The 22,592-nt window shown below is 39.0% G+C and carries 22 protein-coding genes; 17 read left to right on the top strand and 5 right to left on the bottom strand.

Annotation, left to right across the window (positions count from 1 at the left end):
• From cyoB to alr, 9 genes are all read left to right on the top strand, one after another.
• Window positions 1–1,992 (top strand): cytochrome o ubiquinol oxidase subunit I, encoded by a 1,992-nt coding sequence (gene cyoB, locus H7R46_RS06495; protein ID WP_005068497.1) that lies wholly within the window; start codon window positions 1–3, stop codon window positions 1,990–1,992.
• A gap of 4 nt (window positions 1,993–1,996) precedes the next feature.
• Complete coding sequence (cyoC, locus tag H7R46_RS06490) at window positions 1,997–2,617, top strand: cytochrome o ubiquinol oxidase subunit III (protein ID WP_002119759.1); 621 nt, start codon at window positions 1,997–1,999, stop codon at window positions 2,615–2,617.
• Entirely contained in the window at window positions 2,617–2,946 is a 330-nt protein-coding gene (locus tag H7R46_RS06485; protein WP_000094534.1) for a cytochrome o ubiquinol oxidase subunit IV, read from the top strand. Before cyoC ends, H7R46_RS06485 begins: the two co-directional genes overlap by 1 nt.
• A 10-nt stretch (window positions 2,947–2,956) precedes the next feature.
• Window positions 2,957–3,835, top strand: a complete 879-nt coding sequence (cyoE, locus tag H7R46_RS06480) for a heme o synthase (RefSeq protein WP_005068494.1) — start codon at window positions 2,957–2,959, stop codon at window positions 3,833–3,835.
• Between the two features lie 182 nt (window positions 3,836–4,017).
• The gene (gene rpsF, locus H7R46_RS06475) at window positions 4,018–4,401 is read left to right on the top strand and encodes a 30S ribosomal protein S6 (RefSeq protein ID WP_002119610.1); all 384 of its coding nucleotides are present in this window, start codon (window positions 4,018–4,020) and stop codon (window positions 4,399–4,401) included.
• Window positions 4,402–4,412: 11 nt separating this feature from the next.
• Window positions 4,413–4,640, top strand: coding sequence for a 30S ribosomal protein S18 (gene rpsR, locus H7R46_RS06470; protein ID WP_000090661.1), 228 nt, complete (start codon window positions 4,413–4,415; stop codon window positions 4,638–4,640).
• Window positions 4,641–4,648: 8 nt separating this feature from the next.
• Window positions 4,649–5,095, top strand: a complete 447-nt coding sequence (rplI, locus tag H7R46_RS06465) for a 50S ribosomal protein L9 (protein ID WP_000382591.1) — start codon at window positions 4,649–4,651, stop codon at window positions 5,093–5,095.
• Window positions 5,096–5,293: 198 nt separating this feature from the next.
• Window positions 5,294–6,739 (top strand): replicative DNA helicase, encoded by a 1,446-nt coding sequence (dnaB, locus tag H7R46_RS06460; protein ID WP_002119718.1) that lies wholly within the window; start codon window positions 5,294–5,296, stop codon window positions 6,737–6,739.
• Between the two features lie 32 nt (window positions 6,740–6,771).
• Window positions 6,772–7,842 (top strand): alanine racemase, encoded by a 1,071-nt coding sequence (gene alr, locus H7R46_RS06455; protein ID WP_002119694.1) that lies wholly within the window; start codon window positions 6,772–6,774, stop codon window positions 7,840–7,842.
• 59 nt (window positions 7,843–7,901) lie between these two features.
• Here the strand turns inward: alr and H7R46_RS06450 are convergent, their stop codons facing one another.
• The 4 genes from H7R46_RS06450 to H7R46_RS06435 are packed head-to-tail and all read right to left on the bottom strand — an operon-like array spanning window position 7,902 to window position 11,604.
• Window positions 7,902–8,636: a proteasome-type protease gene (locus H7R46_RS06450; protein WP_002119721.1), complete on the bottom strand. Its 735-nt coding sequence runs from the start codon at window positions 8,634–8,636 to the stop codon at window positions 7,902–7,904.
• A 16-nt stretch (window positions 8,637–8,652) separates the two neighbouring features.
• Window positions 8,653–9,432, bottom strand: coding sequence for a transglutaminase family protein (locus H7R46_RS06445; RefSeq protein ID WP_002119692.1), 780 nt, complete (start codon window positions 9,430–9,432; stop codon window positions 8,653–8,655).
• 2 nt (window positions 9,433–9,434) lie between these two features.
• Window positions 9,435–10,031 (bottom strand): alpha-E domain-containing protein, encoded by a 597-nt coding sequence (locus tag H7R46_RS06440; RefSeq protein ID WP_002119585.1) that lies wholly within the window; start codon window positions 10,029–10,031, stop codon window positions 9,435–9,437.
• A gap of 22 nt (window positions 10,032–10,053) precedes the next feature.
• Window positions 10,054–11,604, bottom strand: coding sequence for a circularly permuted type 2 ATP-grasp protein (locus H7R46_RS06435; protein WP_032012647.1), 1,551 nt, complete (start codon window positions 11,602–11,604; stop codon window positions 10,054–10,056).
• A gap of 225 nt (window positions 11,605–11,829) precedes the next feature.
• Here H7R46_RS06435 and H7R46_RS19285 point away from each other — a divergent pair, with 225 nt between their 5' ends.
• Window positions 11,830–12,837 (top strand): helix-turn-helix transcriptional regulator, encoded by a 1,008-nt coding sequence (locus tag H7R46_RS19285; protein WP_005068485.1) that lies wholly within the window; start codon window positions 11,830–11,832, stop codon window positions 12,835–12,837.
• A 378-nt stretch (window positions 12,838–13,215) separates the two neighbouring features.
• On the opposite strand, the gene mnmG is transcribed toward H7R46_RS19285, so the two are convergent.
• Window positions 13,216–15,096, bottom strand: a complete 1,881-nt coding sequence (mnmG, locus tag H7R46_RS06425) for a tRNA uridine-5-carboxymethylaminomethyl(34) synthesis enzyme MnmG (protein WP_005068479.1) — start codon at window positions 15,094–15,096, stop codon at window positions 13,216–13,218.
• 232 nt (window positions 15,097–15,328) lie between these two features.
• Between mnmG and H7R46_RS06420 the strand changes: the two genes are divergently transcribed.
• The 7 genes from H7R46_RS06420 to H7R46_RS06390 all read left to right on the top strand — a co-directional run bounded on the left by H7R46_RS06420 (window position 15,329) and on the right by H7R46_RS06390 (window position 22,553).
• A complete protein-coding gene (locus H7R46_RS06420) occupies window positions 15,329–15,559 on the top strand; it encodes a hypothetical protein (protein ID WP_002119672.1) in 231 nt (76 codons plus the stop codon).
• A 154-nt stretch (window positions 15,560–15,713) separates the two neighbouring features.
• Entirely contained in the window at window positions 15,714–16,619 is a 906-nt protein-coding gene (gene prmA / locus H7R46_RS06415) for a 50S ribosomal protein L11 methyltransferase (RefSeq protein ID WP_002119634.1), read from the top strand.
• A 12-nt stretch (window positions 16,620–16,631) separates the two neighbouring features.
• On the top strand, window positions 16,632–17,477 hold the full coding sequence (locus H7R46_RS06410) for a zinc-ribbon and DUF3426 domain-containing protein (protein WP_002119660.1): 846 nt from the start codon (window positions 16,632–16,634) through the stop codon (window positions 17,475–17,477).
• A 376-nt stretch (window positions 17,478–17,853) separates the two neighbouring features.
• Window positions 17,854–18,123, top strand: a complete 270-nt coding sequence (fis, locus tag H7R46_RS06405) for a DNA-binding transcriptional regulator Fis (protein ID WP_001086304.1) — start codon at window positions 17,854–17,856, stop codon at window positions 18,121–18,123.
• A gap of 85 nt (window positions 18,124–18,208) precedes the next feature.
• Window positions 18,209–19,783, top strand: a complete 1,575-nt coding sequence (gene purH, locus H7R46_RS06400) for a bifunctional phosphoribosylaminoimidazolecarboxamide formyltransferase/IMP cyclohydrolase (protein WP_025465553.1) — start codon at window positions 18,209–18,211, stop codon at window positions 19,781–19,783.
• A 123-nt stretch (window positions 19,784–19,906) separates the two neighbouring features.
• Window positions 19,907–21,193: a phosphoribosylamine--glycine ligase gene (gene purD / locus H7R46_RS06395; RefSeq protein ID WP_002119643.1), complete on the top strand. Its 1,287-nt coding sequence runs from the start codon at window positions 19,907–19,909 to the stop codon at window positions 21,191–21,193.
• 487 nt (window positions 21,194–21,680) lie between these two features.
• Window positions 21,681–22,553 carry a MetQ/NlpA family ABC transporter substrate-binding protein gene (locus H7R46_RS06390; RefSeq protein ID WP_002119639.1) on the top strand — a complete coding sequence of 291 codons (873 nt, stop codon included), beginning with the start codon at window positions 21,681–21,683 and terminating at the stop codon, window positions 22,551–22,553.
• Window positions 22,554–22,592 lie beyond the last annotated feature (39 nt).

Here is a 22,592-nt window from a genome sequence, read left to right as displayed (position 1 = left end):
ATGGATATGATTTTTGGTAAACTGGGTTGGGACTCTATCCCGACAGAGCCAATCGTACTTGTCACCATGGTCCTTATGGCAATTGGTGCAATTGCAGTGCTTGGCGGTATCACCTATTTCAAAAAATGGGGATATTTGTGGAATGAGTGGTTTATTACGGTAGACCATAAAAAGATTGGTATCATGTATATCATCGTATCTGTTGTCATGCTTCTGCGTGGTTTCGCCGATGCGATCATGATGCGTTTACAACTTTTCCTCGCTAAAGGCGGCGGCGAAGGTTATCTACATCCTGACCACTATGACCAGATCTTCACCGCACACGGTGTAATCATGATCTTCTTCGTAGCAATGGGTCTCGTTGTAGGTATGATGAACATCTCTGTACCTTTACAGATTGGTGCTCGCGACGTTGCTTTCCCATTATTGAACTCTTTAAGCTTCTGGTTATTCGCTGGTGCTGCTGGTTTGATGATGCTTTCACTTGTGTTAGGTGAATTTGCTGCGACTGGTTGGATGGCTTACCCTCCTCTATCTGGCATTCAATATTCTCCTGGTGTAGGTGTCGACTACTATATCTGGGCACTTCAGGTTTCTGGTCTAGGTACGCTTTTATCTGGTGTTAACTTCTTCGTTACCATCATCAAAATGCGTGCACCGGGCATGAAATTAATGGACATGCCTATTTTCACGTGGACTTCACTTTGTACGGCTGTATTAATCATTGCATCATTCCCTGTATTAACAGGTACACTTGCAATGCTTACTCTAGACCGTTACTTCGGCTTCCATTTCTTCACAAATGAGCTTGGCGGTAGCCCAATGCTTTATGTGAACTTGATCTGGACATGGGGTCACCCTGAAGTATATATCTTGGTATTACCAGCATTTGGTCTATACTCAGAAATCGTTGCAACCTTCTCTCGTAAAGCGTTGTTCGGTTACAAGTCTATGGTGTATGCAACTATCGCGATTACTGTTCTTGCGTTTGTTGTATGGCTTCACCACTTCTTCACCATGGGTGCTGGTGCGAACGTTAACGCGTTCTTCGGTATCATGACCATGGTTATTGCGATTCCTACTGGTGTTAAAATCTTCTCTTGGTTATTCACCATGTATAAAGGTCGCATCACCTTTACTACTCCAATGTTATGGACGCTTGGCTTCCTTGTAACATTCGGTATCGGTGGTTTAACTGGTGTACTTATGGCTGTTCCACCTGCGGACTTCTTGGTACACAACTCATTATTCTTGATCGCTCACTTCCATAACGTAATTATCGGTGGTGTGGTGTTTGGTATGTTTGCCGGCATCATTTACTACTGGCCAAAAATGTTTGGTTGGAAGCTCAACGAAGCATGGGGTAAAGCTGCGTTCTGGTTCTGGTTCTTTGGTTTCTATTTTGCATTCATGCCACTTTATATCCTTGGTTTCATGGGTATGACTCGTCGTTTGAATACATATGACAACCCTGAATGGGATCCGTACCTTGCGATTGCATTATTTGGTGCTGTTCTTGTTGCGATTGGTATTGCATGTTTCTTAATGCAAATCATCGTTGGTTTCTTACAACGCAAAGACAACATGGACCTTACTGGCGATCCATGGGATGCTCGTACGCTTGAATGGGCGACCTCTTCCCCTGCTCCATTCTACAACTTTGCACATGAACCAGATGCAAGCGGTATCGACCGTTTCTGGACTGACAAAGAAAATGGTGTAGCATACGCACGTAACACTAAATATGAAGACATCCACATGCCGACTGATCGTGCTGCTGGTTTTGTCATTGCAATGTTCATTACTCTTCTTGGCTTTGCACTCATCTGGCATATTTGGTGGCTCGTTGTTGTTTCATTCGTTGCAGCTGTTGTTAGCTTGATCGTAAGCTCATTCACTAAGAATGTTGACTACTACGTTCCTGCTGCTGAAGTTGAGCGTATTGAAAACGAACGCTATGCTTTACTTGAAAAACACTTGAAGAAGGACTAAGGAAATGGCTGAAGTACTTCATCACGACAACCACGGCCATGACGGTCATCATGAACATGATGATACCGACTTAACGGTTTTTGGTTTCTGGACATACTTGATGAGTGACTTGATTCTTTTCGGATCACTCTTCATTGCGTTCGCTGTATTAAGCAGTCATGTTCCAGCAGGCACTCCAAGCGCATATGACCTATTCCATGACTCATTAGGCTTCGTGTTAACTGAAACATTTGCCTTATTGATTTCATCGGTAACCTTTGGTTTTGCTGTACTTGCATCTTATAAAAAGAATGTAAATCAAGTTATCACTTGGTTATTTATTACATTCCTTTTTGGTGCATCGTTCATTGGAATGGAAGTCTATGAATTCCATCACCTTGTACATGAAGGCCATGGTCCAACTCACAGTGCATTCTTATCATCGTTCTTTACTTTGGTTGGTACACACGGTATCCACGTAACTTCTGGTTTAGTGTGGATGCTAGTATTAATGTATCAAATCAAAACTAAAGGTTTGACTTTACCGAATACACGTCGTCTTGCTTGCTTAAGCTTGTTCTGGCACTTCCTTGACATCGTTTGGATCTGTGTATTCAGCGTCGTTTACTTACTGGGAGTTCTCTAATGAGTAGTCATGAGCATAATGCTGCTGGTGCGTCACACGGTAACTTTAAGCAATACACTGTTGGATTTATCCTTTCTGTTATCCTCACCATCATCCCTTTCGGGATGGTGATGGCGGGTGGTTTCAGTCGTGGTCTTTTAGTTACAGTGATTGCAATCACTGCGGTTGCTCAGGTTCTTGTACAACTTGTGTACTTCCTACACATGAATACATCATCTGAACAACGTTGGAATATGATTGCATTCATCTACACAATCCTATGTATCGCCGTACTTTTAATCGGTTCTGTGTGGATTATGAATTACCTTCACTACAATATGATGATCTAAACTGATTGTCATGTTGAGAAAATATCTATTCCTGACTAAACCAGGAATTCTCTTCGGTAATTTCATTACCACCTTGGGCGGCTTTTTCTTAGCCGCCCAAGGCTCTATAGACATCTTATTATTACTTCTCACCCTACTTGGAACAACTTTAGTTGTGGCTTCTGGTTGTGTGGTTAATAATGTTATAGATCAAGATATTGATACAAAGATGCAGCGCACTCAAAACCGTGCACTTGTTAAAAAAACAATCTCTCCTACTGTTGCGCTGATATATGCATTAGTGCTTGGATTAATTGGTTTTAGCATTTTGTGGTTCGGTGTAAATGGTTATGCATTTTTGTTTGCAATGATTGGTTTTATTGTCTATGTCGGTTTTTATAGCTTGTGGACCAAACGTACTTCAATCCATCAAACCGTCATTGGTAGTATCTCCGGAGCGAGCCCTCCTGTTATTGGTTATACAGCAGTAACTCATCAATTTGATGTGGCAGCCTTGCTTTTGTTTTTAGCATACGCTTTATGGCAAATGCCTCACTCTTGGGCAATTGCAATTTATCGTTTTGATGATTACAAAAATGCGGGAATTCCAATTTTGCCTGTAGCACGTTCTATTTATCGTACGAAAATTGAATGTGTAATCTATATCCTATTATTTGCAGCTGTTTTAAATGGGTTATATTGTTTTGGCTATACCAATGTATTCTTTTTAATTACCTTTAATGCTTTGACTGCATATTGGTTATATTTATCAGTTATTGGATTTAAAGCCGTAAATGATCAATTGTGGGCTAAACGTTTTTTCCTGTACTCGGTCATATTAATTACCCTGTTAAGTTTGAGCTTTAGCTTTACCTATCAATCCCCTGCTCCAAATCTTCCTCTCTTTTAAACAAGAGAGGATTTCCTCTTTATAGTAAAGAAGTTTTACTTTTCTGATCAAAAGATTTGTTTTTAGTCGAACTTTTACCTATAATTCAGCCTTCGCAATTTTTGCGACATAACTTATTAAGTTATGACTCCTTGCTTCTAATTTTTTTTATTAGGGGCTGTTTAAACCGTAAGGAGCTGACAATGCGTCATTACGAAATCGTACTTTTGGTACACCCAGACCAAAGCGATCAAGTTGTAGGTATGGTTGAACGCTATATCTCTCAGATCAAAGAAGCTGAAGGTCAAATTCACCGTTTAGAAGATTGGGGCCGTCGTCAATTGGCTTACCCAATTAACAAAATTCACAAAGCGCACTACATTCTTATGAATGTTGAATGTGGTCAAACTACGCTTGATGAGTTAGAAGAATTATTCCGTTATAACGACGCGATCATTCGTAACCTTATCATCCGTCGTGAACACGCAATCACTGAAGAGTCATTGCTTGCTAAGAGTGCTGAAGAAAAGCGTGCGCGTAAAGCTCAACGCGAAGAAGCACAGCAAGTTGCTCAAGAAGCTGAATAAGGAGAACATCAATGGCACGTTTTTACCGTCGTCGCAAGTTCTGCCGCTTTACAGCTGAGAATGTTGCGTACATCGACTACAAAGATATCGACACTTTAAAACAGTACATCACTGAAAACGGCAAGATTGTTCCTAGCCGTATCACTGGTACTAAAGCTCGTTATCAACGTCAATTAGCACTTGCTATCAAACAAGCTCGCTATTTGTCTTTGATTCCGTACACTGACAACCATAAGTGAGGTGATCTGTGGACGTTATCTTATTACAACGCATTAAGAACCTTGGTAAATTAGGCGATAAAGTATCAGTTAAAGCTGGTTACGGCCGTAACTTCCTTATCCCTCAAGGTAAAGCAGTTGCAGCTACTGAAGCTAACACTGCTGCTTTTGAAGCTCGTCGCGCTGAACTTGAGAAGCAAGAAGCTGAAGTTTTAGCTGCTGCTCAAGCACGTGCTGAACAATTGAACGAAGTTAACATCGTTATCACTGCTAAAGCTGGTGACGAAGGTAAACTCTTCGGTTCTATCGGTACTCGTGACATCGCTGACGCATTAACGAATGCTGGTCTTACAGTTGACCGTGCAGAAGTTCGTTTACCAAATGGCGCGCTTCGTCACACTGGTGAATTCAACATCGCAATCCAATTGCACCATGATGTTGTTGCAGAAGTTCTCGTTACTATCGTATCTGAGTAATTTCTCATCAAAAAAAAGAGCATGCTTTTGCATGCTCTTTTTTTATGTTTCAAATTTTAAAATAAGATATATTAATTCCTGATCAGTTCTTCAGTTTAATTGGTTTTTTAATTAGGTAGTTTATTTAATTTTGTTTTAAGATAGTTCTCGGCTTTACAGCCTCTTTGTGTACACATTTCTTTATCATCAGGTCTAATTATGTCTCAGGCGAATGCCACTTCTTTAGCGCTTTCATCTCCAACAGAAAATAAAACGAGTGAATCAGGCCAACTTAAAGAGTTTCGCACTCCCCCACACAATTTAGCTATTGAACAAGCTGTTCTAGCTGCCCTGATGACAGTTGCAGAATCTTTCGAACAAGTTAATGATGTACTCAAAGAAAATGATTTTTACGCGACTCGCCATAAATATATTTTTCGTGCAATCGAGAAATTAGCACAAGAAAACTCACCCTATGATGCTGTCTTAGTAAGTGACTGGCTCTTAAAACAAAATTTACTTGATGCTATCGGTGGCGAAGAATATTTAATGCAGCTCATGGCTGACTCACCTTCAAGTTTCTATAACTTAGAAACTTATGCCACTAAAATTAAAGAGTTTTCTACGCTTCGTAGCATGATTAAAGTTAGTACTGAAATTTTGCAAAATGCTTATGACACGAAAGGCCGCGGTGTAAGTGAAATTTTAGACTTAGCTGAAACAAGTATTTTCTCATTAGCAGAACAGCACAATAACAATAAAAAAGATGCTGGTCCTAAATCTATTAGTTCTGTTACCGCAGACGTAATTAGTAAGCTTGATGAGCTTTCAAAATTAGATGGCAATATTACAGGTTTAACGACTGGCTTCTTAGAACTTGATAATAAAACATCTGGTATGCAACCTGGTGACTTAATTATCGTTGCTGCACGCCCATCAATGGGTAAAACTACTTTTGCCATGAATTTGGTTGAGAGTGTTTTGCAATATAACAAGTTACCTGCTCTGGTCTTTTCAATGGAGATGCCAGCAGACTCTATTGCGATGCGTCTTATTTCCGCAATGGGTAAAGTCCATCAAGGACATTTACGCTCTGGTAACCTCGATGCAGATGAATGGACCAAGGTGACTGGCACAATTTTGCAGCTTCAACAAATGCATCTATATATTGATGACTCATCTGCCCTACCTCCAACTGAACTTCGTGCCCGTGCTCGTCGTGTTGCCAAAATGCATGATGGTAAAATCGGTTGTATCATGGTCGATTACTTGCAGCTCATGAAAGTCCCGGGCATGGGTGATAACCGTGTAGGCGAGATCTCAGAAATTTCTCGTAGCTTAAAAGCATTGGCGAAAGAGATGCAATGTCCTGTTATTGCACTTTCTCAGCTTAACCGAAGTCTGGAAAACCGTCCAAATAAACGCCCTGTAATGTCCGACTTACGTGAATCCGGTGCGATCGAGCAGGATGCCGACTTAATTATGTTTATTTACCGTGATGAGGTTTATAACAAAGAGTCAAAAGAGGCCGGCACTGCAGAAATTATTATTGGTAAGCAGCGTAACGGTCCAATTGGTTCAGTTCGTCTTGCTTTTGAAGGTCAATATACTCGATTTAGTAATCTCTCTCCTGAGTATTACAGCCAATATGATGATGAAGAATAAGCTCTATCTCTAGCCCAAAGGAGTAAATGAGGGTGCGCCAAGCAACAGTTTATATTGACCGCAATGCACTTCAATATAACTTAAACCGTGTCAAACAACTCGCAACAAATTCAAAAATTGTAAGTATGGTAAAAGCCAATGCTTATGGACATGGAATCAAAGACTGTTTAGCAGCCTTAAATGCATCAGATGCCTTTGGTGTCGCCTGCCTACAAGAAGGTTTGGAAATTCGTGAATTAGGATTTCAACAACCTGTCACTTTAATTGAAGGGGTATTTTCTGAAGATGAAATGCCAATTGCAATTAAACAAAAATTTGAATGTATCATTCACCATCAACAACAGTTTGAATGGTTGATTAAACACAAACAAGCGTACATCAATCAAGGTTTAAAAGTCTGGGTTAAACTTAATAGTGGGATGAACCGGTTAGGTTTTAAAAATCCAGAAATTATTGAAGTTATTAAGACTTTAAAATCTGAAGGATTTACTTGTGTACTTGCAATGCATTTCGCAAATGCAGATGTAGACCATCCACTTAACGAGCAACAAAAACAACAATTTCTACAAGTTAAACAAGCTTGTGATCCAGTGTTAGCTTCTTGCTGTAATTCTGCTGCTATTTATAAATGGCCAGAGTTACATTTTGATTATGTTCGTCCGGGTATCATGCTTTACGGCGCCTCACCTTTTGCAGATCAAACAGTCCATGATCTTGACTTAAAACCAGTGATGACTTTTTCAGCAGAAGTAATTGCACTCAACCATATTCAAACTAATGAACATGTCGGTTATGGATCAACTTTCTGTGCCACTCAAGCAATGGATATTGCAATTGTTTCTATAGGTTACGGTGATGGTTATCCACGAGCTTATATTAAACCGAACTATGTCGCTATTGATAAACAACCCTGTGCGGTTGTAGGGCGAGTGAGTATGGATATGATTGCAATCGACGTGACAGGCATGAAAGTAAAATTAGGCACTCCAGTTGAACTCTGGGGTCCACATCGCTTAGTTGATGATGTTGCGGATGCAAACGGAACGATAGGATATGAATTACTCTGTCGCTTAAGTAATCGCCCCACTCGTAAAAGCACTTAAATAATAAAATATAAAAAAATCCAAGCATGCTTGGATTTTTTTATTTAAACATTCAAAATTTATCGCCAGTAATCATCTGTAGGCTTTGGCATTTCCTGTAATCCCCGACGAAGAGTATCTGACCATTGTTTACTAATCTGTGAGAAATAAGGATCATCTTCGGTTATTCGTTTTCCCATGGGGATAACAAAGCTATCTTTAATGTATACCAATGCATCAAGTGGTAAGCCAACCGAAACATTTGAACGCAAAGTCGAATCAAAAGAAATCAGGCTACAACGTAATGCGTCGTCTAGTGGCATTGCATAATATAAAGCTCGATCCAGAATAGGCTTTCCATATTTACTTTCACCTATTTGAAAATAAGGTGTATCTGTAGTTGCGCAAATGAAATTGCCTTGTGGATAGACATTATAAAGTTGCATGTCACCACCCTTAATCTGCCCACCCACCAAAATACTACAGGCATAATTCATTTGTTCTTGGGTGTCCGAACTAATATCCTCTAAAACAGTTTTTAAGGTTTTGCCAATTAGTTCAGCCGCCTCAAACATCGTATTAACACTATATAGATTAGGCTCTTGCTGCAAAGTCAGGGCATTTTGCAAATGACCTATAACAGCTTGCGTTGTTGCTAAGTTACCTGCAGTTTGCAAGGCAATAAAACGTTCTCCGGTAACGCCGAAAGTATGCAGTTTTCGGAACACAGAAATATGGTCAACTCCTGCATTGGTTCTTGTGTCACTAATAAACACTAAACCTTGTTCCAATCTTAACGCACAACAATAGGTCATTTCATTCTCTTTACATTCAACATGCCAACACTTGAACCACAGACATCATGTTCTCAACTCCACCTTGCTCTCTTACGCCACGAATAGGTGCCACATCGAGATAGTCACGTCCTACTGCAAGGTAGATATGATGTTTGGGTGTAAACAACTGATTGCTTACATCAAAACAATACCACTGATTTTCTAAAAATACCTCCGCCCAAGCGTGACTGGCCAGGTGCGGATAGTTTTGATCAAATAGATAACCAGAGACATAACGTGCAGGTAATTGTAGCGCACGACACATCGCAATTAAAATGTGAGCATGATCTTGGCATACACCTTGTCCAGCTTGAAATGCTTCGATCGCAGTTGTCTGAACCGAAGTACTTTCAGGCTGATAAAGTATTTTCTGTAAGATATTTTCGCTTAATAATGCAATATGTTGTCGGTCTTTATTCACCACAATATTTTTTGCAAAGTCCAACATTTCCGTATCACATCGGGTTGCACCTGTCATCTGCAAAAACAAATTAGTAGGTGTAGAGAGATCTACACAACCTAGTTCTATATTTTGAAGCTCAACAATTCCTTGGGCCATAAATGTAAGATGTTGGTATGGATAACGCTGACTAGCCGTCATCCATACATTGTTAAATATATCTCTCTTTATTGTTTTATCACCCGGCACGCTAATTGCCCAATTCATAACATGTTGGTGAGGCGATGTTTGAGGCATCATTTTAATATACTGAATGCTGTTCCGAGCAGTTTCAGTATAGCTATAATGCGTTTGATGATTAACCATCAATTTCATAATCAGCCCTCAAACATATTTTCCAACTGCTGTGTAAAAGTATAGTAAGCGTCCCACATAAGTTGCTGCTTTAGCGCTTGCCAATTTTCATTTATATTTTCCCAATTCAAATTAGCGAGCTGTTGCACCACTATATCTAGCTCTGATATGAGAACAGATAAATCTTCTCCAAAACGCAGTTCTATATCAAATTGCTCTATTTTTTGGCCTAAATGCAAAAATAAACGAACGTCTTCATGTTCCACTTCTAGTATTTGCGTGCATTGTTCGACTGCTTTACTCAATGCATCAGGTTGAGCTTGAAGCGTATTAATCACATTATTTAATTCTGCATAAGCATGTGATGACAAAATACCTCTTAGTTCCTGAATATTATCTTTAGCAATAATGAGCTGGTTCAGTAATGAAAATGTTTGCTTCTTGTCTAACATATAGTGATTTAGTAATTCAGCATTTTCTATGACCAAACCAAATGCTGCTGCAAATCTTGTTGCTTTCTCATCTTCTGTAAAGGGTAAATGAGAGGCTGCAAATTTAACTCGCATCAAATATCGACCCAACCAATATATTTGATGCGCACTCGAATTGAGTAAAACCATAAAGTTCCTCTTTAACCCACAATCAGGAATGTAATGTTTCAACAACCCATGTATCTTTTATACCGCCACCTTGAGACGAATTTACAACTAAAGAACCCGCCTGCATGGCCACACGTGTTAAGCCACCAGGCACAATCTCTGTACGATAAGGTGAGCTCAATACAAATGGACGCAAATCAATATGACGTTCCGCTACTCCTCCCGTAGTTAAAGTTGGAGCGACAGATAAAGCTAAGGTAGGCTGCGCAATATACATATGAGGCATCGCAATCAATTTTTTTCTAAACTCATCAATTTCGCATGAGCTTGCTTTAGGTCCAATCAACATGCCATATCCGCCCGAACCTTGTGCTTCCTTAACGACTAATTGATCAAGATTAGAGAGTACATAGTCTAAGTGTTCTTCTTTACGGCACTGATAAGTGGGTACATTTTTTAGAATTGGTGTTTCATCCAAATAATATTGAATCATTTGATCTACATAAGGATAGATAGATTTATCATCAGCCACGCCTGTTCCAGGTGCATTTGCAATCACAACATTTTTTTGTAAATAAGCAGACATAAGACCTGCTACACCTAAAGCACTGTCTGGTCGAAATGCTAAAGGATCTAGAAAGTCATCATCTAAACGGCGGTAAATTACGTCTACTTTTTGACGCCCACGAATAGTTTTGACAAATACTTGATCATTTTCTACAAATAAATCCCGATTTGTAACTAATGGCACATCCATTTCACGCGCTAGAAAAGCGTGCTCATAATAAGCACTGTTAAAACGCCCTGGTGTTAGCACCACAATAAAGGGTTGATCTGCAGAAGAATTTTCTTGCAATATTTCTTTTAAAAGTTTTGGATAATGCTCAATCCCCTGTAAATTATTGGCTGTACATAGCTCAGGCATTAATTTCTGGCTAATATTTCGGCTCTCAATCATATAAGACACCCCAGAAGGTGTTCTCAAATTATCTTCTAATACAAAAAACTCCCCTTCACCATCACGGATAATATCGATCCCACTAATTTGTGAATAAATTTTTCCTTTTAAAGAATGTTTAAGCATATGGGGCTGGAAAGCATCATTTCCCATAATTTGTTCTTCGGGAATGATTTGTTCTTTTAAAATATCTTGTCCATGATAAATATCATCTAGGAAATAATTTAATGCTTTAACACGCTGTGCACAGCCTGAGGCAATTTTTTCCCATTGTTTTTTCTCGATTACTCTTGGAATTAAATCAAAAGGAATAGTGCGCTCCGTTCCTTCTTTATCGCCATAAACATTAAAAGTAATCCCATGATAAAGAAAATGCTGTTTTGCTTGGGTATTTAACTCCTTTAACTCATCTAAAGTACGGATGCTCAACCATTGTTCAATTTTTTTAGAAGCTGCACCATTTGATGTTACATCATCAAGCATCTCATTAAAGAACTGTGATTTGAGTTGCTCAAAGAAATTGGTTTGCACAGAAATATGTTCTAAAAAAGAGGTTGGGTTAATGAGTGCTGTTGTTGTCTGCTCTTGTATAAAAAAATCATTATCTAGATGTAATTCATGCTCTTGTTCTGACATAACCACCTCGTCTTATCATTTATCTATATTTCATTTTTAAATAAGCAATTTCAGTGCCACTTATATATCTGTAATACTTGTACGGCATCATTGTTATAACTTTCTTCTAAATCTTATCATCGTTTACCCAATGGGCTATAAACTGAATCTGACAAACTTGCTAAATCTGTAAAGATTTTTTATTGTGTTGACACCAAAGCAATTGGATATAGATGTATTACGCTTATGTCTGTAATAGAAAAAGAAACTTCGAATAGTTTATATCGCCAATGGCAGATCTTGTCTCGCCTACCGACCGGCAAATGGATCGGGACTCGAGAATTGCAAGAAATGCTTGAGCGTGAAGGTATTGAAATCAGTTTAAGGACAATTCAGCGTGATTTAAATCAAATTGCTCAGCGTTTTCCGATAGAGAGCAATAAAGCCGTACCTCAAGGCTGGCGGTGGCAATCAGATGCACCTATTCAAAGCTTACCTCACATGACAAGTTCTCAAGCGGTAACCTTTATGATGGTTGAGGAACACCTTAAACACCTCCTTCCTCCGAGCCTGCTTGATGAGATGGGACCATGGTTCGATTTGGCCAAACGTAGCCTTTCTACACAAAATAATGTGAGACAGTGGATTAACCGTGTACGTATTGTTCCAGCAAGCCAACCGTTAATTCCACCTGTAGTTGACCGAAATGCTCAACAAGCAATTTATGAAGGCTTGCTCCAAGACAAGCAAATAGAATGTGTTTATCGGGCACGAGTCAATCATGGTGAAGACAGAACTTATGTTTTAAATCCTTTGGCTTTGGTACAAAAAGGTGCAGTCATTTATTTAATTTGCACACGACATGACAAAACTGAAGTACAAACATTTGCTCTGCACCGTTTTAAATCAGCAAAAGTATTAGACAGTCGAGCACTGCATCCAGTTAATTTTGATATTGATCATTATATTGATTCAGGGGCTTTAGGCTTTAGAGTGGACTATAACCAACCAACTGAATCAATTCAGCTCACCTTAACCATGACAGAGCAAACTGCGAAAACCTTTTATGAAAGTCAGTTAAGTAAAGACCAAACGATTACTCCGCTTGAAGAAAATATTGTAGAAGTTTCAGCGACTGTACCTTTTACATCTCAACTAGTATGGTGGCTACGTAGTTTTGGTAAGAAATTACTGCATATTGAACCAGTACAAGTACATAATGCTGTGCGAGAAATTGAAACTGAGAATAAATAGATATAAAAAAGAGAACCATAAGGTTCTCTTTAGATTTTGAATTATAATTTTCTTAATTTTATATTGTTCTTGTATTTTTACTTGTTTTCAGATCAATGTGTTCTCCCCCACCAAAACTGATCTGCTCTTTCTTTTGCGCTATTTTGAACATGAGCATTGGCATGCCATTTCATATCCATTGTAGCGAATTGATTTCATTGTCATGATTAAAGCCCTCTTGTTTGAACGTGAATTTAATATAACTGGCGGCTTTAAATATGTGAAATAAGAAAAAAAGGAAGCGAAATCTCTTTTCTTCCTTAGGAAGTTTCCATATATTTTTTGAACAGAAAATAAAAAAGCCCAGTCTTAACTGGGCCTTTTGTACATTTTAAATGATTAAGCTGTTTTCTTAATCATATTATTCTTACGAATTGTGATCATCACAAGCTGAACAGCAGCTGGTGTAACACCAGGAATACGACTTGCTTGAGCTAAAGTTTCTGGAAGAACTGTTTTTAACTTCTGCGTGATTTCACGTGACAATCCAGACACGACATCATAGTCAAAATCGGCAGGAATTTTGGTTTCTTCAAGACGCTTTAATTGAGCAACATCTTCATGCTGACGGTTAATGTAACCTTCATATTTCACAGCAATTTCAATTTGCTCCCCCACTTGTTCTGAAACTTCAGAACCAGTAAGTTCAGCAATTTGACCGAAGGTGATATTAGGGCGCTTGAGCAAATCAATCGCACTACATTCCTTACTCAAATCAGCACCCGTCATTTCAACGAATTTTTTACCCATAGGGTTATTTGGTGCTGCCCATAAATGTTGTAAACGAGAGGTTTCACGCTCAACCGCTTCCATTTTCTCGCAATAAGCAGCCCAACGAACATCATCAACCAAACCAAGTTCACGACCAATAGAAGTTAAGCGCTGATCCGCATTATCTTCACGCAACATCAAACGATATTCAGCACGTGAGGTAAACATACGGTACGGTTCTTTAGTACCTAACGTGATGAGGTCATCAACCAACACACCCATATAAGCTTGGTCACGTTTAGGCGTCCATTCTTCTTGCTCCCACGCACGACGCGCAGCATTTAAACCTGCAAGTAAACCTTGGGCACCAGCTTCTTCATAACCTGTTGTACCATTAATTTGACCAGCAAAGTACAAGCCATTAATCGCTTTAGTTTCAAGTGTAAATTTCAAAGCTTGCGGATTGAAATAATCATATTCAATTGCATAGCCCGGACGTAAGATATGAGCATTTTCCATACCACGAATTGAACGTACAAGCTCGAACTGAACATCAAACGGTAAAGAGGTCGAAATACCGTTTGGATAAAGCTCGTGTGTATCTAGACCTTCTGGTTCCAAGAATACTTGATGTGAGTCTTTATCAGCGAAACGGTGAATCTTATCTTCGATTGATGGACAGTAACGCGGACCTACACCTTCAATAACACCAGTGTACATTGGTGAACGGTCTAAACCACCACGAATAATATCGTGGGTTTTTTCATTCGTATGCGTGATATAACAGTTTACTTGTTCAGGGTGCATAGAAGCATCACCCATGAATGACATCACTGGAGATGGGAAATCACCCGGCTGCGGAATCATGACTGAAAAATCAACTGAACGTGCATCAATACGTGGTGGAGTACCGGTTTTTAAACGTCCCACTGGTAATTTTAATTCACGTAAACGTTGAGCAAGTGCAATAGAAGGAGGATCTCCCGCACGACCACCGCTTGATTTTTCTAAACCAACGTGGATGACACCACCCAAGAATGTACCTGTAGTCAACACAACAGTTTTAGCATCAAAGCGAATACCCATTTGGGTAACAACACCTTTAACAGTATCGCCTTCAACAATCAGGTCATCAGCTGCTTGCTGAAAAATATCAAGATTTACTTGATTCTCCAAAGTATCACGAATGGCAGCTTTGTAACGAACACGGTCAGCTTGGGCACGTGTCGCACGCACAGCTGCACCTTTACGCGAATTTAAAATACGGAACTGAATACCACCTTTATCGGCAGCAAGAGCCATTGCACCGCCAAGTGCATCAATTTCACGGACTAGGTGAGACTTACCAATACCACCAATTGCTGGGTTACAACTCATTTGGCCCAAAGTCTCAATGTTATGGGTCAAAAGCAAAGTCTGTCGTCCCATACGCGCAGCAGCAAGGGCCGCTTCCGTACCTGCGTGACCGCCACCGATAACGATAACATCATAAACTTTAGGATAGTGCATGAGTACAAAAACACCAGAAAAAAAAGACGGAACATTATAGCAAAATTATCTGCTTATTAATGTACATAATTACAAAATTGTCTTCACATAATTTACGCTATGCCACATGATTTGACATTTTGTTTCATGAATTCAATACAAAGTGAATGTTTTTAAAATTAATTCATCTTAGAATAAAAAATGTACAGCACTTCTATGACTTTAAAATTAACGCAACGAGAAGGAATACAAAATGAAAACGACCATGTTAAAAATCTTAACTGCATCTCTAATTTGTTTTTCAGGCGTAACTTTTACCCATGCTGCTGACACGAGCAAAGCTGAAATGCAAAAACAAATTCGAGTCTGTGCAAAAAAACAGCAAGGTGAATGGGTTTCATACAATCACAACGGTGTAACCTTTAACGGTACTTGCCAACCAAACGAAAATGGCAAGTTACAATTTAAGGCCCCTGCTCCTTAATCTGTTTTGACATAGGTATAGAAGAAGTCATTTATTTTCCGCTATATCTCATCAGTATTTTCAAAGACGGTCCATTAAAGATGGGCCGCTTTCTTTTTTAAAATGGTCTAGTCCGCTACAATACGCCTTTAAATAAAATTTTTAGGTCCTTTTCGTGAAGTGGTTACAAATACACATTACCGTTGATCAAGAACAAGTTGAGTTCACAGAAACACTTTTAATGTCTCTAGGTGCGGTAAGCGTAACGCTGGATGATGCTGAAGATCAGGCTTTACTTGAACCATTACCGGGTGAAACACCTTTATGGAACAAAGTTATTGTGACAGGCATCTATCAACAAGACGAACAAGACCCAATTGATGTCGACACTTTAGAAGCTTTCTTAAAAGCTCAACTTCCAGATGTTCCTATGCGTCATGAAGAACTTGAAGATCAAGTGTGGGAACGCGCATGGATGGATTACTATGAGCCAATTCAGATTGGGGAAAAGTTCTGGATCGTGCCTGAATGGCTAGAGCCACCAGAAGCGGATGCAACTAACATTAAGTTAGACCCGGGTCTTGCATTTGGTACAGGTAATCACGCAAGTACTTTCCTATGCTTACAATGGCTGGGTAAAACTGACGTTAAAGATAAAATCGTGATTGATTATGGCTGTGGTTCAGGCATTTTAGGCGTAGCCGCTTTGTTACTAGGCGCTAAAAAAGTATATGCCACAGATATTGACCCGCAAGCTGTTTTAGCAACGAAACAAAATGCAGAGCTTAATGGTGTATTAGATCGACTATATGTAGGTCTTCCTGAAGAGTTTGATCAAGAATTCAAACCTAAACAAGCCGATGTTTTAGTTGCAAATATTTTAGCAGGACCTTTAATGATGCTTGCGCCTGAATTTGCAAATTTAATCAAATCTGAGGGCGAGTTCGCACTTGCTGGTGTGATTGAAGAGCAAGTTGCTGATGTTTCACGTGTTTATTCTGAATTTTTTGATATATTAGATGTCGAAAAGCGCGAAGAAAACTGGTGTCGCATTTCAGGAAAACGTAAAACAATAAATTGAGATTTTTAACTCATGAATGAAAAACAAACCCGCTGCCCTAAGTGTTTAACAGTTTATAAAGTATCTCTTACTCAATTGACTGTCGCTCAGGGTATGGTTTGTTGCCCTAAATGTAATTCAAGCTTTAATGCCCTAACCCATCTAATCAATATTGAACAGCCAGTTATGGTCAACTCAACGACTCTAGCCAATGGTTCAATGCAGACAAGATATATGACGCATTCTCACGTATTAGATATCTTTGACCAAAAAGTAGAAAACTCTAATATTGATCTTTTAACTTACCTCAACAACTTAAATTACTTTCACAACGAACCTATTAATGCTCTACCAAACCTTAATTTAGCTGAGCAAGCATCCCCACAAGAACAAGAAAACAATAAAAAGCATAGTTGGCTTTACTATACGCTCTGGAGCTCTGCCAACCTTATTTTAATTTTAGTTTTTACTTTTCAAATTCTCTGGTTTAACCCTAAGCTCATGCATGCAAGCCCAACCGTTAGCCATGCATTTAATTACGTTTGCCAAATACTACACTGCAACAAGTCAGCAGAACTTTATCAACTTATCTATATAGAAAAGTTAAAAGTCCGCAAGATCGATGCGAACCATACCCAGTTCTCAGGCATATTGCTCAACCAGAATGATAAAAGTATTGAGCTTCCTAACCTAAAGTTGATTTTTGCAACAGAACCAGACAAAACAGAGGAAATCATATTAACTCCTCAACAATATCTAGTTGAAAACCTACGGGGTATTCAACGCATTCCATCAAACACTCCTTTCCGATTCCAATTTGAGCTAAACAAAAGCAAAAAAAGGCTAGTAAATTATCGATTAGAAATTGTCCACCCCTAAAATGTAAAAAAAGTGAAAAAAAAATAAAAAAAAATGCAGTTAATTTGCTCACTTTTTCCTAGACAATGGTATGATACGCGCCACGAAAGCTTTGACTCATATACTCCTCGCTCTCAATCCAAAAAAAATACTGTTAAGCATGTGTGCTTTTCTACTTTAAGCGCATAGCCTAACTTTTTTTGTTTTTGAGGGGGCTGTAACAAATATTTAATTATTGTTACGCTTATTTTTTATTCAATACGAAGAAATATGGCAAGCTAATTGTTCTTATGTTTTAGAGTCACTGTTTTAGGATCTAAAACAGGACTCCGTATTTTTAGACCACATTTATATACTACTTTACCCAAGCTAGTATTTGATTTTCGGATTAACTCGCATGAATAGCAAATCTCCTATTTTTACTGCACAATCTGATGTTGCTCTTCGCATCCACGTGGATCGCGCAGTTCGCCATTATTTTGCACAATTGCAAGGTGAGCAACCATCTCAGGTATATGACATGGTGCTAGCAGAAATGGAGAAACCTCTTTTATCTGTAGTTCTTGAATATACACGTGGTAATCAAACGCGTGCTGCAGAAATTCTTGGACTCAACCGTGGCACTTTACGTAAAAAGTTAAAAGCTCACGGTTTAATGAGTGAATAAATGATAAAATGCTCACGACGTCGTGGGCATTTTTTTATGCTTATTGGTTTTAATCCGTAGACTTGAAATTGTTGAATTAAACATCATGACTATTAAACGTGCTTTGATTTCTGTATCTGATAAGACAGGAATTGTCGAATTTGCTCAAAACCTTGCAGCTCTAGGGGTAGAACTATTATCTACAGGCGGCACATATAAGTTGCTTAAAGATAATAATATCGCGGTTGTAGAAGTATCTGAACATACTGGCTTCCCTGAAATGATGGATGGTCGTGTTAAGACATTACATCCAAAAATTCATGGCGGTATTCTTGCTCGTCGCGGTTTAGACGAAGCAGTTATGGAAGAACACAACATCGATCCGATTGATCTTGTTGTTGTAAACCTTTATCCATTTGCTGCAACTGTTGCAAAACCTGACTGTACTCTTCCTGATGCAATCGAAAATATCGACATCGGTGGTCCTACAATGGTTCGTGCGGCTGCTAAAAACCATGCTTCAGTAGGTATTGTAGTTAATGCTTCTGATTATGACACTGTAATTAATGAATTAAAAACTGCTGGTTCACTTTCTTATGAAACGCGTTTTGATTTAGCAGTTAAAGCATTTGAACATACAGCTCAATACGATGGCATGATCGCTTCTTACTTAGGCGCTCGCGTTGGTAAGACCGAAGGTGAAGCTGACTTATTCCCTCGTACATTCAATACTCAATTGAACAAAGCACAAGATTTACGTTACGGTGAAAACCCACATCAATCGGCTGCTTTCTATGTTGAAGCTAATGCAAAAGAAGCGTCAGTTTCTACTGCAAAACAGTTACAAGGCAAAGAATTGTCTTATAACAACATTGCAGATACAGATGCTGCACTTGAATGTGTTAAATCATTCGCAAAACCTGCTTGTGTAATTGTAAAACATGCTAATCCTTGTGGTGTTGCGGTTTCTTTAGACGGCATTAAAGCTGCTTATGATTTAGCTTATGCAACTGATCCAGAATCTGCTTTTGGCGGTATTATTGCATTCAACCGTGAATTAGATGTTGCAACTGCTCAAGCAATTGTAGAGCGTCAATTCGTTGAAGTAATTATTGCTCCAAGTATTGCTGATGGCGTACTTGAAGTAACTGGCGCTAAGAAAAATGTACGTGTTTTAGTATGTGGCGAGTTACCTGCTATTGATGCACGTGCACCGCAACTTGACTATAAACGCGTAAATGGTGGCTTACTTGTTCAAGATCAAGACTTGGGCATGATCACTAAAGATGATCTTAAAGTAGTTACTAAACGTGCGCCAACTGAACAAGAAATTGATGATCTTATCTTTGCTTGGAAAGTTGCAAAATATGTAAAATCAAACGCAATTGTTTATGCTAAAAACCGCCAAACTATTGGTGTAGGTGCAGGTCAAATGAGTCGCGTTAACTCAGCTCGTATTGCTGCCATTAAAGCTGAACATGCTGGTTTGGTTGTTGAAGGTGCTGTAATGGCATCTGATGCATTCTTCCCGTTCCGTGACGGTATTGATAATGCTGCTAAAGCTGGCATTAAATGCATCATTCAACCAGGTGGTTCTATGCGTGATGAAGAAGTAATCGCTGCAGCAGACGAAGCTGGCATTGCAATGGTGTTCACTGGTATGCGCCATTTCCGCCACTAATTTAAATTTAGTCCTCCCTAACCCTCCTTTCATTCAGGAGGGTTTTCCACAATAATGGAGCTAAACTCCACCTTGAGGAATAGAGGGGGATGAAAAGGATTAAAGTTAAGGAACAAATTAAAAATGAATATTTTAGTTTTAGGTAGTGGTGGTCGTGAACATGCTTTGGCATGGAAAATCGCGCAAGATACCAAAGTTACTCAAGTTTTCGTTGCACCGGGAAATGCGGGAACTGCAACTGAAGACAAATGCGTTAATGTTCAGCTTGATATTTTAGACAACCCTGCAATTATCGCTTTTGCTAAAGAAAATAATGTTGAACTTATTATTGTTGGTCCAGAAGCACCTTTAGTGAATGGTGTGGTAGATGCTGCTCGCGAAGCAGGTCTAAAAATTTGGGGACCAACTCAATATGCTGCGCAGCTTGAAGGCTCAAAGGCATTTGCTAAACATTTTTTAAAGCGTCATAACATTCCAACTGCTTTTTATGAAGTATTTACAGAAGTTGATGCAGCTAAAGCTTATGTTGAAAAAAATGGTGCACCAATTGTAATTAAGGCAGACGGTCTTGCTGCTGGTAAAGGTGTAATCGTTGCAATGACCAACGAAGAAGCTTTTGCAGCAATTGATGACATGCTTGCAGGCAACAAATTCGGTGATGCTGGTTCACGTGTTGTAATTGAACAGTTCCTAGCGGGTGAAGAAGCTTCTTTCATTTGTATGATTGATGGTAAAAACATTTTACCAATGGCAACTTCACAAGATCACAAGCGTATTTTTGAAGGTGACCAAGGTCCTAATACTGGCGGTATGGGTGCTTACTCTCCTGCTCCGGTGGTAACTTCTGACATTTTCGAACGTGTTATGACCGAAATCATGCGTCCGACTGTTGAAGGTATGGCTGCTGACGGACATGTCTACACTGGTTTCTTATATGCTGGCTTAATGATTGATGAACAAGGTCAACCGCGTGTGATCGAGTTCAACTGTCGTTTCGGTGATCCTGAAACTCAGCCAATCATGATGCGCTTAAAGTCATCTCTTGTTGAATTGGTAGAAGCTGGTATTGCTGGCAATTTACCAAAAGAAGCTGAATGGGATGAGCGTAAGTCAATCGGTATCGTACTTGCAGCCGAAGGCTATCCTGATAGCGTACGCAAAGGTGATGTAATTTCAGGTATTGGACAATCACCTGAAGATACTAAAATTTTCCACGCAGGCACTGCAACTCGTGAAGATGGTCACATCGTGACTTCTGGTGGTCGAGTTCTTTGTGTAACTGCGCTAGGCGACAGCGTGCTTGAAGCACAAATTAATGCACTTGAAGTATGCGGACAAGTGACCTTTACTGGTATGCAATATCGTAGTGACATTGGCTATCGCGCAATTGCACGAGAAAAAGCTGAGTAAAAAACTCTCAACTGATAAAAAGCCCTCTATTACAGAGGGCTTTTTATATTTCGTTCTTATTTATCAGAAAATTTTATATAAACCCCAATTTTTATTCACGTCCAATCAATAAGATCGAAACATGTCCACTATATTGAATATGTTTTTATTGATATGATTAGATAAAGCGTTGGAACTTTCCACAAAGTTATTGTGCCTTTAAATATTAAGGTTCATCATCTAATTCTGTTAGGGATAATAGTTATTTTTAACATTGAATACTTTTAGAAATCGCTTAAAGACTGTCAACTTATGATAGAACTGTTGTGAAAATAGTTTTATTGAGTACAGATCAAAAACGGTAAAACAAGTATCTGAGGAATTAGAAAAGAGCTAAAAGTTATAATTTTTAGCATTCAAAACTTTGTGACGTGACAACAAAACTCATTTTCTTTTCTAGAGAGACAGCTAAATAGTTGATATCTCTCTTAATCAGGACTTTTTTTACATGAAAAAGCTGATCAGTCTTTTTTTAAGCGTGTCTGTACTATTACTTGCAGCTTGCGGTAAACAACAAAGTGAACCACAAGCTGGAAAGAGTGGTGATTCATCACAACTTCAAACTGTGGTTATTGCCTCAACTGGTTCTGACGCTGATATCTGGCGTTATATTTCGACTTTACCAGAAACTAAAGCTGCTGGTGTTAAGCTTGAGGTGAAAAATTTCACTGATTATGTTGCAATGAATACAGCTGTAGCAAATAAAGAAGTTGACTTAAATGCATTCCAATCTTATGCATATTTGGTGGCTTTCAATGCATCAAATAAAGATAAAATTGCTCCAGTTGCTACAACTTATCTTGAGCCAATGGGGATCTACTCAAGTAAACATAAAAAAGTAGAAGAATTCCAACAAGGTGCAAGCATTGCAATTCCTAATGATGCTGCGAATGAAGCTCGTGCATTATTGTTATTACAAAGTGCTGGCTTAATTAAACTTAAAGCTGACTTCGACCCTGCTAAAGGCACACCAAGCGATATTATCGATAACAGTAAAAAAATTGATATCAAACCAATCCAAATGGCGACAGCTGTACGCGTAAAAGATGAAGTTGATGCAATTGTTTTAGGTAATACATTAGCTTTAGAAGGTGGTCTAAACGTACTTAAAGATTCTATCTACTATGAGCCTGTTGACCAAAGCACTAAACTGAATGTAAACATCCTTGCAACAGCTGAATCTCGCAAAGATGACCCAATTCTTCAGAAAGTTGGTCAGCTATACCACACTGAAGCTGTTAAAAAATACGTTGAACAACACTTTGGAGGTACAAAAGTTGACGTGAATCAGCCAATCAGCTACCTCACGGAAGCTAAATAGTAATATAATAGCTGCAACGCGAAACAGGCAAAGACTCTT

Source organism: Acinetobacter sp. BEC1-S18-ESBL-01 (assembly GCF_014169935.1).
Classification (GTDB): domain Bacteria; phylum Pseudomonadota; class Gammaproteobacteria; order Pseudomonadales; family Moraxellaceae; genus Acinetobacter; species Acinetobacter pittii.
This window is presented reverse-complemented; position numbering and strand designations above follow the sequence as displayed.

What these genes read in the sequence shown, in the direction of transcription:
- cyoB (WP_005068497.1), top strand. Translation starts at nt 1, where the DNA reads ATGGATATGATTTTTGGTAAACTGGGTTGGGACTCTATCCCGACAGAG.
- cyoC (WP_002119759.1), top strand. Translation starts at nt 1,997, where the DNA reads ATGGCTGAAGTACTTCATCACGACAACCACGGCCATGACGGTCATCAT.
- H7R46_RS06485 (WP_000094534.1), top strand. Translation starts at nt 2,617, where the DNA reads ATGAGTAGTCATGAGCATAATGCTGCTGGTGCGTCACACGGTAACTTT.
- cyoE (WP_005068494.1), top strand. Translation starts at nt 2,957, where the DNA reads ATGTTGAGAAAATATCTATTCCTGACTAAACCAGGAATTCTCTTCGGT.
- rpsF (WP_002119610.1), top strand. Translation starts at nt 4,018, where the DNA reads ATGCGTCATTACGAAATCGTACTTTTGGTACACCCAGACCAAAGCGAT.
- rpsR (WP_000090661.1), top strand. Translation starts at nt 4,413, where the DNA reads ATGGCACGTTTTTACCGTCGTCGCAAGTTCTGCCGCTTTACAGCTGAG.
- dnaB (WP_002119718.1), top strand. Translation starts at nt 5,294, where the DNA reads ATGTCTCAGGCGAATGCCACTTCTTTAGCGCTTTCATCTCCAACAGAA.
- H7R46_RS06450 (WP_002119721.1), bottom strand. Translation starts at nt 8,636, where the DNA reads ATGACCTATTGTTGTGCGTTAAGATTGGAACAAGGTTTAGTGTTTATT.
- H7R46_RS06445 (WP_002119692.1), bottom strand. Translation starts at nt 9,432, where the DNA reads ATGAAATTGATGGTTAATCATCAAACGCATTATAGCTATACTGAAACT.
- H7R46_RS06440 (WP_002119585.1), bottom strand. Translation starts at nt 10,031, where the DNA reads ATGGTTTTACTCAATTCGAGTGCGCATCAAATATATTGGTTGGGTCGA.
- H7R46_RS06435 (WP_032012647.1), bottom strand. Translation starts at nt 11,604, where the DNA reads ATGTCAGAACAAGAGCATGAATTACATCTAGATAATGATTTTTTTATA.
- H7R46_RS19285 (WP_005068485.1), top strand. Translation starts at nt 11,830, where the DNA reads ATGTCTGTAATAGAAAAAGAAACTTCGAATAGTTTATATCGCCAATGG.
- mnmG (WP_005068479.1), bottom strand. Translation starts at nt 15,096, where the DNA reads ATGCACTATCCTAAAGTTTATGATGTTATCGTTATCGGTGGCGGTCAC.
- H7R46_RS06420 (WP_002119672.1), top strand. Translation starts at nt 15,329, where the DNA reads ATGAAAACGACCATGTTAAAAATCTTAACTGCATCTCTAATTTGTTTT.
- H7R46_RS06410 (WP_002119660.1), top strand. Translation starts at nt 16,632, where the DNA reads ATGAATGAAAAACAAACCCGCTGCCCTAAGTGTTTAACAGTTTATAAA.
- fis (WP_001086304.1), top strand. Translation starts at nt 17,854, where the DNA reads ATGAATAGCAAATCTCCTATTTTTACTGCACAATCTGATGTTGCTCTT.
- purH (WP_025465553.1), top strand. Translation starts at nt 18,209, where the DNA reads ATGACTATTAAACGTGCTTTGATTTCTGTATCTGATAAGACAGGAATT.
- purD (WP_002119643.1), top strand. Translation starts at nt 19,907, where the DNA reads ATGAATATTTTAGTTTTAGGTAGTGGTGGTCGTGAACATGCTTTGGCA.
- H7R46_RS06390 (WP_002119639.1), top strand. Translation starts at nt 21,681, where the DNA reads ATGAAAAAGCTGATCAGTCTTTTTTTAAGCGTGTCTGTACTATTACTT.